Annotated in this window: 8 protein-coding genes; 5 read left to right on the top strand and 3 right to left on the bottom strand. The window is 61.0% G+C overall.

What is annotated here, in order from left to right:
* Positions 1-59: 59 nt before the first annotated feature.
* Positions 60-1,772: an ATP-binding protein gene (locus HU722_RS16980; protein WP_065880671.1), complete on the top strand. Its 1,713-nt coding sequence runs from the start codon at positions 60-62 to the stop codon at positions 1,770-1,772.
* Positions 1,769-4,288, top strand: coding sequence for an excinuclease ABC subunit UvrA (gene uvrA / locus HU722_RS16975; RefSeq protein ID WP_065874695.1), 2,520 nt, complete (start codon positions 1,769-1,771; stop codon positions 4,286-4,288). The genes HU722_RS16980 and uvrA overlap by 4 nt, the downstream gene beginning before the upstream one ends.
* 297 nt (positions 4,289-4,585) lie before the next feature.
* On the opposite strand, the gene tkt is transcribed toward uvrA, so the two are convergent.
* On the bottom strand, positions 4,586-6,649 hold the full coding sequence (gene tkt, locus HU722_RS16970) for a transketolase (protein WP_065874694.1): 2,064 nt from the start codon (positions 6,647-6,649) through the stop codon (positions 4,586-4,588).
* A gap of 175 nt (positions 6,650-6,824) precedes the next feature.
* Here tkt and HU722_RS16965 point away from each other — a divergent pair, with 175 nt between their 5' ends.
* A complete protein-coding gene (locus HU722_RS16965; RefSeq protein WP_065874693.1) occupies positions 6,825-7,049 on the top strand; it encodes a DUF465 domain-containing protein in 225 nt (74 codons plus the stop codon).
* Between the two features lie 156 nt (positions 7,050-7,205).
* Here HU722_RS16965 and hglS read toward each other — a convergent pair whose 3' ends face one another.
* A complete protein-coding gene (hglS, locus tag HU722_RS16960) occupies positions 7,206-8,582 on the bottom strand; it encodes a 2-oxoadipate dioxygenase/decarboxylase HglS (RefSeq protein WP_065874692.1) in 1,377 nt (458 codons plus the stop codon).
* A 288-nt stretch (positions 8,583-8,870) separates the two neighbouring features.
* Here hglS and HU722_RS16955 point away from each other — a divergent pair, with 288 nt between their 5' ends.
* A complete protein-coding gene (locus HU722_RS16955) occupies positions 8,871-10,280 on the top strand; it encodes an OprD family outer membrane porin (RefSeq protein ID WP_065890839.1) in 1,410 nt (469 codons plus the stop codon).
* Positions 10,281-10,349: 69 nt separating this feature from the next.
* Positions 10,350-12,986 carry an MGH1-like glycoside hydrolase domain-containing protein gene (locus HU722_RS16950; protein ID WP_186755390.1) on the top strand — a complete coding sequence of 879 codons (2,637 nt, stop codon included), beginning with the start codon at positions 10,350-10,352 and terminating at the stop codon, positions 12,984-12,986.
* Positions 12,987-13,116: 130 nt separating this feature from the next.
* Here the strand turns inward: HU722_RS16950 and HU722_RS16945 are convergent, their stop codons facing one another.
* The gene (locus HU722_RS16945; RefSeq protein WP_065880674.1) at positions 13,117-13,431 is read right to left on the bottom strand and encodes an SCP2 sterol-binding domain-containing protein; all 315 of its coding nucleotides are present in this window, start codon (positions 13,429-13,431) and stop codon (positions 13,117-13,119) included.
* Positions 13,432-13,468: the final 37 nt, after the last annotated feature.

Raw genomic sequence — 13,468 nt, 5'->3', positions numbered from 1 at the left:
TCCGCGTCCGACGCGCTCCAAATTTTTGCGACCGTCCTCTCTTAGCGCAGAGCCAACCGATGCAATTTTTATCCAACTCTCATGGCTGTGAAGGCTGGGCCGGTGAAATGGCCCGGCGGATCCGCGCATTTGATTGGTCGAACACCGACCTGGGGCCCATTGAACAGTGGTCCACCAGCCTGGTCTGCAACGTGCAGATGATGCTGGCATCACCCGTGCCGATGGTGATGTTGTGGGGCCGCGCGGGGTACATGATCTACAACGACAGTTATTCGGTATTTGCGGGTGGCCGCCACCCTTACCTGCTGGGCACGCCGGTAGAACTGGGCTGGCCGGAAGTGGCCGACTTCAACCGTCATGTGGTGGACACCTGCCTGGCAGGCGGGACCTTGTCGTTCAATAACAAAGACCTGGTGTTGTTGCGTAACGGCAAACCGGAAACCGTGTGGCTGGATCTCTATTACAGCCCTGTCGCCGGCGACAGTCAGCAACCCGCCGGGGTGTTGGCGATTGTGGTGGAGACCACCGAGCTGGTGAAATCCGAGCAGGTACGCCAGGAACTCACCCATAACCTCGAGCAGCGTGTGGCCGCCGAAGTGCAGGCGCGCTCTGCCGCCGAGGATAAGTTGCGCCAGTCGCAGAAACTCGAAGCCATCGGCGGCCTGACCGGTGGCGTGGCGCACGACTTCAACAACTTGCTGCAAGTGATCGCCGGCAACCTGCACTTGCTCGCCCGCCACGAGCCGGACAACGCGCAGGTGCAGCGACGTGTCGCGGCGGCCATTGCGGCGGTGGATCGTGGTGCCAAGCTGTCATCGCAATTGCTGGCGTTTGCCCGGCGCCAACCGTTGTCGCCGGCGGTGTACAACCCGCAACGCATTTACGCGGGCCTCGGCGAACTGCTGCAAAGGGCGCTGGGAGAAACCATCCATATCGATGTGCAGTTGCCCCAGGATTCGTGGTGCATCAACGTCGACCGCAACCAGCTGGAAAACGCACTGCTCAACCTGGCGATCAATGCCCGCGACGCCATGCAAGGTGAGGGGGTGATCCGCATCACCGGCGAGAACATTATCCTCAACCCCGGCGATTGCGCGGGTAAAAGCATCAAGCCCGGTGAGTACGTGCGCCTGGCTGTTACCGATATCGGCGTGGGCATGCCGCCGGCCATCCTGGCGCGGGTGTTTGAGCCATTCTTCACCACCAAGCGTAACGGCCATGGGACCGGCCTTGGCCTGAGCATGGTGTTTGGCTTTGTGCGCCAGAGCGGCGGGCATGTCGACGTGTGGAGTGAGGAAGGGCGCGGAACCGTGGTGCAGATGTATTTCCCGCGCAGCCTCGGCGAAGAGTGCGAGGACGCCTGTGACGAGCCTCTGCCGCATGTCCATGGCCATGAAACAATCCTGGTGGTCGAAGACAACGAAGACGTGCGCGAGACGGTCGTGGAACTGCTGGAGCAGGCGGGTTATACCGTGCTCACGGCCGAAGACGGTGACCGCGCAATGAACATGCTACAGACCGGTGTACAGCCGGAGCTGATTTTCACCGACGTGGTGATGCCCGGTCGCGTCAAGAGTACCGACCTGGCTGACTGGGCTCGCGCACAAACGCCTGCCGTGGCAGTGCTGTTCACTTCCGGGCACACCCGCGACATTCTCTCCAACAATCATTTGCTGAGTCCCGAGATTCATCTGCTGAGCAAACCCTACAGCCCCGAAGCCCTGACGCAACGGGTCCGCAGCGTGCTTGCCGCCCAACAAGGTTGTCCATGACTTCACAGCGCAACATCCCCTCGATCACCGCCCACCACACAGGCTTCGTCCGCGTCCGCGGCGCCCGCGAACACAACTTGCGTAACGTCGATGTGGATATTCCACGGGATGCCTTGGTGGTGTTTACCGGCGTCTCGGGTTCGGGCAAATCGTCCCTGGCGTTTTCCACGGTGTATGCCGAGGCGCAGCGGCGTTATTTTGAGTCGGTGGCGCCGTATGCACGGCGGCTGATCGACCAGGTCGGCGTGCCGGATGTGGACAGCATTGAAGGCCTGCCGCCCGCCGTGGCCCTGCAACAGCAGCGCGGTACGCCGAGTGCGCGCTCGTCAGTGGGTAGCGTCACCACGCTGTCGAGCCTGATCCGCATGCTGTACTCCCGCGCCGGCAGTTACCCGCCGGGCCAGGCGATGCTGTACGCCGAGGACTTCTCGCCGAACCTGCCGCAAGGTGCCTGCCCGCAATGTCATGGTCTTGGGCGCGTGTACGAAGTGACCGAGGCATTGATGGTGCCCGATCCCTCGTTGACCATTCGCCAGCGCGCGGTGGCCTCCTGGCCATTGGCGTGGCAAGGGCAGAACCTGCGCGACATTCTGGTGACCCTGGGCTATGACGTGGATATCCCGTGGCGCGACCTGCCGAAAAAGCAGCGCGACTGGATCCTGTTCACCGAAGAAACCCCCACCGTCCCGGTATACGCTGGCTTCACCCCCGAACAGACCCGCGATGCGCTCAAGCGCAAGCTTGAGCCCAGCTACCAAGGGACCTTCAGCGGCGCGCGACGCTACATCCTGCACACTTTCACCCACACCCAAAGCGCGTTGATGAAAAAGCGCGTCTCGCAGTTCATGCAGGGCAGCGCTTGCCCGTTATGTGAGGGCAAACGCCTGACCAGGGCCGCGCTGTCGGTGAAGTTCGCCGGGGTGGATATCGGTGAGTTGTCGCAGTTGTCATTGGCGCAACTGGCCGAGTTGCTGCGGCCGGTGGCGGCGGGGCAGGACAAGATGAAGCTGTCGGTGGAAAAACGCCTGGCCGCGCAACGTATCGCCCAGGACTTACTCGAGCGGGTCAGTACCTTGACCGAATTGGGCTTGGGCTATTTGTCCCTGGAGCGCAGCACACCGACCTTATCGTCCGGAGAGTTGCAGCGATTGCGCCTGGCCACACAGCTGGGCTCGCAATTATTTGGCGTGATCTATGTGCTGGACGAGCCGTCGGCAGGCCTGCACCCGGCAGACGGCGAGGCGCTGTTCACCGCGCTGGATCGTTTGAAAGCGGCGGGCAACTCGTTGTTTGTGGTGGAGCACGACCTGGAAACCATGCGCCGCGCCGACTGGCTGATCGACGTGGGCCCGGCCGCCGGAGAGCACGGCGGGCAAGTGTTGTACAGCGGGCCACCGGCGGGGCTGGCGCAGGTGGAGGCGTCGCAGACGCGTGAATACCTGTTTGCTGAAAAACGCGTGTCGAATCAGGAACGCCGCGAGCCCTCCGGCTGGCTGAAGCTGGACGGCGTGACGCGTAATAATCTCAAGGCCCTTAACGTCGATTTCCCACTGGGGTGCTTCACGGCAGTCACCGGGATTTCCGGTTCGGGCAAGTCCAGCCTGGTCAGCCAGGCGCTGCTGGAGCTGGTAGGCAGCGGCCTCGGCCGGGTGGTGGAAAACGACGATGAGCCGAGCCTGGAAGACGACACGCCGCAAACCAGCGGTGGACGTATCAGCGCCGGGCTCGAGCTGATCCGCCGCCTGGTGCAGGTGGACCAGAAACCCATCGGCCGCACCCCGCGCTCCAACCTGGCGACCTACACCGGGCTGTTCGACAACGTGCGCAAACTGTTCGCCGCCACGCCGGCAGCCAGGAAGCGTCATTACGACGCCGGCCAGTTCTCCTTCAACGTCGCCAAGGGCCGTTGCCCGAACTGCGAGGGTGAAGGGTTTGTCAGCGTCGAGCTGCTATTCATGCCCAGCGTGTACGCGCCATGCCCGACCTGCCACGGCGCGCGGTATAACCCCGAGACGTTGGCGATCAAATGGCAGGGCTTGAGCATCGCCCAGGTCCTGGGGCTGACGGTGGAGCAGGCGGTCGACGTGTTTGCCGAACAACCCAGTGTGTTGCGTTCATTGCAGGTGCTGCGGGATATCGGCCTGGGTTACCTGCGCCTGGGGCAACCGGCGACCGAGCTGTCGGGCGGCGAAGCGCAACGCATCAAACTGGCGACCGAGTTGCAACGCAATGCGCGGGGCGCCACGTTATACGTGCTGGATGAGCCCACGACGGGGCTGCATCCACGGGATGTGGACCGCTTGCTGATCCAGCTCAATCAGCTGGTAGATTCGGGGCATACGGTGGTTGTGGTGGAGCATGAGATGCGCGTGGTCGCGCAGAGTGATTGGGTGATTGATATCGGGCCGGGGGCCGGGGATTTGGGCGGGAAAGTGGTTGCTTGCGGCACGCCGCAGAAGGTCGCCAAAAGCAAGACCAGCCGCACCGCGCCATTCCTGGCTCGAGAGTTGATCTAACAAACACAGCGGATCAAATGTGGGAGCTGGCTTGCCTGCGATAGCGGTCCATCAGTCAAAGTTGCATTGCCTGACAATCCGCCATCGCAGCATAGGTATCTACACATCTTCAAAGTGAAATTGCGTAGCAGCTGTCGAGCCCTGGCGAGGCTGCGTCAGCGGTGTGTCAGACAGGCCGCAAACGCAGCCTCGCCAGGGCTCGACAGCTGCTACGCAGAGGGCTCCCTCAAGATGTGTAGATACTTATGGCCATCGCAGCGGTTCGACGATTCGACAAGCCAGCTCCCACCGTTTTGATCAGTGTTGAGTCAGTTGGATTTGTGCCTTGGCTTGCTTAACCACATTCTCCAGCGTAAACCCAAACTGCTCCTGCAACTTGGCCAACGGCGCCGACGCGCCAAAGCTGTTCATCACCACTTTGGCCCCGGTCTGCCCCACATACCGATCCCAGCCCAAAGGCCCCGCCTGTTCGACCACCACCCGAGCTTTCACTGCCGGCGGTAATACGCTGTCGCGATAGGCCTGGTCCTGGTCTTCAAACAACTCCCAGCTGGGCATGGAGACTACCTGCGCAGCAATCCCTTCGCTTTTCAGTTGCTCATACGCAGCCACGGCCAGGCTGATTTCACTGCCCGTCGCCAACAACAGGACTTCGGGCTCATCGCCACCCGCCAACACATAAGCCCCCTTGGCCGCGCCGGACGCCGCTGCATACCTCGTACGGTCCAACGTCGGCAATGGCTGGCGCGACAACACCATGCAACTCGGTCGATGGGTTTGCGCCAGGGCCACCTTCCACAGCTCCAGGGTTTCATTCGCATCACCGGGTCGCAGGGTCAACAGCCCCGGTGTCGAGCGTAACTGCGTGAGGTGCTCGATCGGCTGGTGCGTCGGCCCATCTTCACCCACGCCAATCGAGTCATGGGTAAACACAAACACCACCGGCAGTTCCATGATCGCCGCCAAGCGGATCGGCGGCTTCATGTAGTCGCTGAACACCAGGAACGTCGAGGTGTACGGGCGCAGATAGGACAGCGCCATGCCATTGGCAATCGCGCCCATCGCGTGTTCACGAATGCCGAAGTGCAGGTTGCGCCCGCTGTAGTCGTCGGCACTGAAACGGCCGGCGCCCTCAAAGGTCAGGTTGGTCTTGGTCGACGGCGACAAGTCCGCCGAGCCGCCCAGCAACCAGGGGATTTGCTCGGCAAACGCATTCAGTACTTCGCCACCGGCGGCACGGCTGGCCACACCCTTGGCGTCGGTATCGAAGCTGGGCAGGTGTTTCTGCCAGTGTTCCGGCATTTCCCCGGCACGCATGCGGCGCAATTCATCGGCCAATTCCGGCTCGTACTGCTCAAGTTGCAACAGGTGCTCGGCCCACTTTTCATACAGCGACTCGCTGCGGTCAAGCAAGGCATCACGCAAGTGCGTGCGGACATCATCGGGCACCAGAAAGCTGGCGTCTTCCGGCCAGCCATACGCGGCCTTGGTCAAGCGAATCTCATCCTCGCCCAAGGGCTCACCGTGGGCGGCGGCGGTGTTGTGTTTGTGCGGCGAGCCATAACCGATCACGCTGTCGACCACAATCAGGGTCGGCGCGCCGCGGTTGCAATGGAAGGCTTCCAACGCATTGCTCAGGGCTTGCAAGTCGTTGGCATCGGTCACGTGCAACGTGTGCCAGCCATACGCCTGGAAGCGCTTGATCACGTCTTCGCTGAACGCCAGCTCCGTGTGACCCTCGATGCTGATGGTGTTGTTGTCGTAGATCCAGCACAGCTTGTCCAGCTTCAAATGCCCGGCCATCGACGCGGCTTCGCTGCTGATGCCTTCCATCATGTCGCCGTCACCACACAGGGTGTAGACGTTGTAGTCGAACAAGGCTTTTTCTTCGCGGTTGAACCGCTTGGCCAGCCAACGCTCGGCCATGGCCATGCCCACGCTGTTGGCGCAGCCTTGGCCGAGTGGGCCGGTGGTGGTCTCGACCCCGGTGGTCATGCGGTACTCAGGGTGGCCTGGGGTTTTTGAACCGGCTTGCCGGAACTGCTTGATATCGTCCAGGCTGATCGCCGGCTGGCCGGAACGCTTGCCATGTTCATCAATCTCGACCACGCCGGCCAAGTGCAGCAGCGAATACAGCAGCATCGACGCATGCCCCACTGACAGCACAAAGCGGTCACGGTTGGGCCAGTCGGGATGTTCCGGGTGGTAACGCAGGAAGCGGCTCCACAGCGTGTAGCCCACTGGCGCCAGGCCCATGGGCGTGCCCGGATGGCCGGAATTGGCCTTTTGCACGGCGTCCATCGCCAGGGTGCGGATCGTGTTGATGCATTGCGTGTCGACAGCGGTGGCAGCGTGATTCATGAATCCGGTCTCCCTCGAGTGTCTATCTACAGTGGAGGGCGGGGCGCCACGAAGGTTTGATCGCATCGCCGATGCCGCGACGAACGGGGATGTATTGACCCCGAACATGACAAGACCCCTCGCAATGGTCTAGCTTCTAGGGCGTAAGCCATTGATCAACTTGCGGAGGTACGCCATGCCAGTGAAACACGACCTGTATCAGGACTTGGGGTTGAGCAAGGAAGTCGTTCACGAACGCAGGGCAAATGACAAACGCCTGGACTCGCTGCTCACTCAATACGACGACGCTGACAAGGAGGTGCTGAAGGCAGAATCAGCAAGCGCCGGCGATGAAGAGGTGGAGAAGCTGAAGAAGAAACGGTTGTTGATCAAAGACGACATTGTGGCGAAGTTGGGGTAGGGGATAGTCCGCGTTCCTACAGGGGGCGCACACATTTGTTCAGAATTGTCTGAAGGACAGGCTTCTCTTCACTGCCTATGATGCCCACCGCCTACCCGACTCTGGGGACTGTTGCGGCGTAAGGATTGCGCCGGTGAGCCGGGTGGGTACTTTATTTCATGCCAGCAGCGCCAGGGTGCATTCATCGATAGAGCGCTGCTGAGTCTCGCCATATAGCGTCAATTCATCAACCGTCCGGCGCCCCAGCGCCCTTTCAAACTCGGCCTGGTTCGAGTTCGCCGCGTAGTGGCTCTGCCCTGCATCCCCCAGGTTCGACTGGAAAATCCCCGCCGCGCTCACCGGCAGAAAATCCTCATACACCAACGGCTCCACATTAATGTGGCCTGCCGCGATCAGTGCTTCCAGGGTGCGCGGTTGATCCGCTGTGCCGCGCGCCGCCAGGCCTTGCTCGGTGGCGAAATAGCGGAAATACGCCAGGCCCTGCTCACGCATTTGCCCGTAGTTATCCGGGAAGGCCTGGAAGTGCTGCTCCATCAATTGCATGTAACGCGCGGCGTTGCCCTCATTCGGGAAGGCGCCCAGTGCGTCGCGCGCGGCGTTCAGCAGGTGGTCGTACAGCGCACGGCCTTTGGGCGTGAGCGCCACACCGCGCTGCTCGATTTCGCCGAAGCGCGCGCTGTGGCTGCCTTTGGCGTCGGTGAAGGCAATGGGTTCGTCGAGCGCCTTGAAGCTGGTCTGGCGCAGCAGGATCGGGCAATGACGGCGCGGTGGGCCTTCGATCACGGCCTTGGGGGTGATGCCTTTGCCGGGCATGGCGGCCTGGACCTGGTCGATGTCCAGCGTGCGCGGGGTCAGGTGGTTGATATGCGGGCCTTTGAAAGCGACAACGTCGGCGATCAGACGGTGCTGGTCGCTCAATTGCTGATACTGCGCAGCGGTGACGGTAGCGGTGTGGTGCCAGCGGAAGGTTTCCAACGCCTGGCGGATGAATTCATCCGCATCCACGGGGTTGAGGCCGCCGTCCTTTTCCGACTGTTCAATCAGCGCCAGGGCGCCAGGGGTGAAGATCGAACGTTTGGCCAGGGCGGTCTCGGCGAAGGTGCGCAGGTCGGCATTCTCGATCAGTTCCAGGCGCAGCAATGAGGTAAATACGCGAAACGGGCTGGTCTGCAGCGCCTGTTCATGCACCGCGCGAAAGGCGGTGGAGTGCACGGGCACGCCAGCCGGGGTCAGGTCGTAATAGCCCACTGGCTGCATGCCCATCACCGCAAACAAGCGGCTGATGGTCGCCAGTTCTGCAGGCGTGCCTAGGCGGATCGCTCCGTGGCGCTCCATGTCCAGTCGCTGGATTTCGCCGGTGCGTTGCAACTGCTGCGCCAAGCTCGGTTCGGCGTCGAGCACACGGGTGTTGGTCTCGGCCACCAGCTCCATCAACGCGCCATACAGGGGAACTTCATCTCGGTACATGTCGGACATGGCCTTGGAAAAGCCCTTGCGGATCTCGTCTGGGCTGACATGTGCGGTGGTGGGCATAGAAAAATTCCTGATGGCATGGCGATGGGGGTGGCCGTTGCCCGGAGTTTGTTGAGCGCAAGGCTTGCTTGCAAACGAAGAATCCTCAGGACTTCATTCTGCAAATGAATGAGATGACCTGAATATGACAAAAAACAGCCGGTGCAAAATTTCATTTTCCGGCGGTTTTCCTAACTAATTCTTCACGGAGTGCGCCCCGGTCGGCATGAAAGAATCGCCACGTTTGCAAGGATGAAAACGCCGTCATGCACATCACGCACATAAAAATATGTTTAGGGGCCGTCATTAATGAAAATTTCTACACTGGCGTTGTCGATCACCGCCGCCGTTCTTGCACAACAGGCTTACGCTGATGATTTCGGGCTCGGCGCTCTGGGCACGGGTAACGGTCACAGCGGTTTCCTTGAAGACAGTCATGCGGCGATTAGTTCGCGGACCATGTATTACAGCGCGGATAACCGCTCGGGCACCAACAACGATCTGCGCGAAGCGGCAACCGCGCTGCGTTTTGACTACAAATCCGGCTACACCCAAGGCACCCTTGGCGTCGGCTTCGACGTCATGGCCTTCGGCGCCTTGCGCCTGGACGGTGGCGATGGTCACACCGCGGGCCCAGGCTTGGCGGGGAACGGCAACAGTTTCTTCCCAACCAAGAATAATGGTACCGAACCGGCCGATTCCTTTGGTCGCGCGGCAGGCAATGTAAAGTTCCGCATTTCCCAGACCGAATTGCACGTCGGCGGTGGCTTGGCGCCGGTCTTGCCGATCCTGGTCTCCAACGACAGCCGTGTGGCACCGCAAACCTTTGACGGCGGGGTCCTCACCTCCAACGACATTCCCAATGTCACCTTCACCGGCGGTGAGCTGAACCGCGCCGAGGGCCGTGCCTCCAGCAACTCCACCGGCCTGAGCGTTGCCGGCGGTACCCGCGACAGTGACAGCTTCAAGTTTGGCGGTGTGGACTACAAGCCGTTTGGTTCTTCCGACAACGCCATCGCGAAAAACCTGACGTTGCAGTACTACTACGCCCAACTGCAAGACTTCTACAAACAGAACTACGTCGGCCTGGTTCACGTATTGCCACTGGGTAATGACCAGTCGTTCAAGACCGACCTGCGTTACTTCGACAGCAGCAGCGACGGCAAGAACGGCGAGAGCGGCTACCAGTTCAACAACAACGGCGGCTTTGCCAAGCATGCCAACGAAGTGGACAACAAAACCTACAGCGCGGCCTTCACCTACCAATTGGGCGGCAGCAGCTTGATGCTCGGCCACATTGGTGTGGGTGACGACGGCGGCTTTGTGTGGGTCAACCAGGGCAGCCTGGCCGACCCGCATGCGCAAGGCGCCGGTGGCAGCGACTTCTACCTGTTCACCGACGCCGTGGTCGGCCAATTCTCCCGCGCGGGCGAGCAGGTCAACTTTGGCCAGTACTCGTATGACTTCAAGGCCTACGTACCTGGCCTGAAAGCGTCCGTGGCTTACCTGGACGGTACGGATATCAAGTCGAAAGTCGCCGGCGGTCCTGACCAGAAAGAAAACGAAGCCGACTTCCGCCTGGACTACGTCGTGCAGGCAGGTCCGCTGAAAGGCTTCGGTACCACCTTCCGTACCGGCACCTATCACGGCAAAAACACCGGCACCGCCGATCAGGATCAAACCCGCCTGATCTTCAATTACACGTACGCCATCTTCTAAGTCTTCATGTGCACCCGGGCGTCATTGGGCTCTACACTGCCTCTCACCTGGTAGGCGATGGAGGACCCAATGGCGGCCACACCCGACACCCGAATGCTTGATACAACTGAAGGTCAACGCCTGGCGACGCCGGATGCCGAGCGTTGGCGCGAGTGGGGCCCTTACTTAAGCGAACGCCAATGGGGCACGGTGCGCGAAGACTACAGCGCCGACGGCGACGCCTGGACTTACTTCCCCCATGAACATGCCCGCAGCCGTGCCTACCGCTGGGGCGAAGATGGCCTGGCCGGTTTCAGCGACAAGGCGCAACGCTGGTGCCTGGGCCTGGCCCTGTGGAACGAGCGTGACGCGATCATCAAGGAGCGCCTGTTCGGCCTCAACAACGCCGAAGGCAACCACGGTGAAGACGTCAAGGAACTGTACTTTTTCGTCGATGGCGTGCCGAGCCATGCCTACATGCGCATGCTCTACAAATACCCCCATGCAGCCTTTCCCTACGACGACCTGATCAGCGAAAACGCCCGCCGTGGCCTGCAGGATGCCGAGTACGAAATCCTCGACACAGGGGTGTTCGCCGACAACCGTTACTGCGACGTCAGCGTCGAATATGCCAAGCACCAGCCCGACGACCTCTTCATGCGCGTCACCGTGAAAAACCGTTCGGACCAGCCGACCCGTTTGCAGGTGCTGCCCCAACTGTGGGCGCGCAATGACTGGAGCTGGACCTTTGATGCGCCCAAGCCGCTGTTGAAGAGGGACGGAGAGTCGGTGCTGGCGCGCCATCATGAACTGCCTGATCGTCATCTCAGTGCCTGGGGCAAGGATGGGGTGGAGTGGCTGTTCTGCGAGAACGAAAGCAACTATCCCAGGCTAAATGGACAGCCGGCGCCAGGGCCGTTCAAGGATGGGGTCAACGATTACGTGGTTGAGGGTGTGCAAGCGGCGATTCGCCGTGACAGCGGCACCAAGGTCGCGGCGCGTTTTGTCCTCGAATTGGCGGGCCTTGAAAGCAAAACGCTCTATCTGCGTTTTGCGCCCGTCGACGCGCCGCAGGTCAACGCGCGTAAGCTGTTCGAACAACGCCGTCAGGAGGCCGACGAGTTCTACGCCGCCTTGCAACATGGCATGGCCAGCGACGATGCGCGCAATGTGCAGCGCCAGGCGTTGGCCGGGCTGCTGTGGTCCAAGCAGCTGTACTATTTCGACGTAAACCAATGGCTCGACGGCGACCCGGCGCAACCCGCGCCACCGCCCGAGCGCTTGTATATCCGCAACACCCATTGGCGACACCTGTCGAATTTTGACATTCTCTCCATGCCGGACACCTGGGAATACCCGTGGTATGCCTCGTGGGACCAGGGCTTCCAGGCGGTGGCCATGGCGCTGATCGATCCGGGGTACGCCAAGCAACAGCTGTTGCTGCTGGTGAAAGACCGTTTCATGCACCCCAACGGCCAGTTGCCGGCCTATGAATGGCGCTTTGACGACGCCAACCCGCCGGTACATGCCTGGGCCAGTTGGCGGGTTTATCAGCAAGACAAAGCGCTGAACGGTGTAGGCGATATGGATTTCCTTGAGAGGATTTTCCATAAGTTGCTGTTGAATTTTTCCTGGTGGGTGAACCGCAAGGATGCCGAGGGCCGCAACCTGTTCCAGGGCGGTTTCCTGGGCTTGGACAATATCGCCTTGTTCGACCGCTCGGCCGCGTTGCCGCCGGGTTACCAGCTGGATCAGGCCGACGGCACGGCGTGGGTCGCGGCCTATGCCCTGGACTTGATGCGCATCGGCCTGGAGCTGGCCAAGCGCAACGTCGTCTACGTCGACATCGCGGTGAAGTTTTTCGAGCACTTCCTGTACATCGCCGGCGCCATCAACCGCGTCGACGACAGCGCCGAAGGCCTGTGGGATGAGCAGGACCTGTTCTTCTACGATGTGCTGCACCGCCCCGACGGCCAGAACGAGCCGGTGCGCCTGCGCTCAATCGTTGGCCTGATGCCGCTGTTTGCCGTGCTGGTACTGGAACAGCGCGAGCATGAAGGTTTGGAAGGGCTGCGCGAGCGGCTCTTGGGTTTCATGCATCACCGCCCGGACCTGGCAAAGCTGGTCTCGCGCTGGAATGAGCCGGGACAAGGCAATCGCCTGCTGCTGGCGCTACTGCGCGGTGAGCGCACCAAAGACCTGCTGCGGCGCATGCTCGATGACAGCGAATTCCTGGCGCCCTTTGGCGTGCGCTCCTTGTCCAAGGCTTTCGCCGAGCAACCCATGGCGTTGAAGATGAATGGCACCACGCTGAGTGCCTGCTATCAGCCAGGCGAATCCGACTCGCGTTTGTACGGCGGTAACTCCAACTGGCGCGGGCCGTTGTGGATGCCGGTGAACTATATGTTGATTGAGTCGCTGCGCGAGTTTCACCGTTACTACGCGGATAACTTCTCGGTGGAGTACCCGACGGGCAGTGGTTATCTGTCGTCGCTGGAGGACGTGGCTGACAGCCTCAGTCAGCGGCTGACCCGGTTGTTTCTAAGGGATGAAAATGGCCTGCGGCCGTCGATGGCGGGGTATGCGCAGTTGAAGGCGGACCCGGAGAGTCGCGATTTGGTGCTGTTCCACGAATACTTTCATGGTGAGACCGGGAGAGGGCTGGGCGCCTCGCACCAGACCGGGTGGAGTGCGTTGGTGGCGTTGCTGCTACAGCCAAAAACCTGAGTCAGACCGCAGAATAAAATGTGGGAGCGGGCTTGCTCGCGAATGCGGTAGGTCAGTCACATATTCGTTGACTGACCTACCGCATTCGCGAGCAAGCCCGCTCCCACAGGGATCCAGGGTTACCCGTGAATCAGGAAGGGAACAGCTCGCTCAGCTTCATCGCCAGCATCATGTCGCCTTCGGTGCGCAGCTTGCCGCCCATGAAGGCTTGCATGCCGTCAGTAGAGCCGTCGACGATGCCTTCCAGGGTTTCGCTGTCCATGACCAGGGTCACTTGGGCGTCTGGGTTTTCGCCTTCCTGCAGCTCGCAGGTCTTGTCTTTGACGACCAGGGAAAAGTTCTTGGTGTCGTCGATACGGAAACCGAACACCAGGTCCAGGCCGTCAGCGGCGGCTGGGTTGAACTTGGCTTTCATTGCTTCTACAGCTTTGGCTACGTCAGTCATGGTTTCGATCCTTTAGGGTGGAGTCCAGTGACCTTGG

Source organism: Pseudomonas tritici (assembly GCF_014268275.3).
GTDB lineage: Bacteria > Pseudomonadota > Gammaproteobacteria > Pseudomonadales > Pseudomonadaceae > Aquipseudomonas > Aquipseudomonas tritici.
Note: the sequence above shows the minus strand (reverse complement) of the source record. Positions and strands in the feature narration are given on the sequence as shown.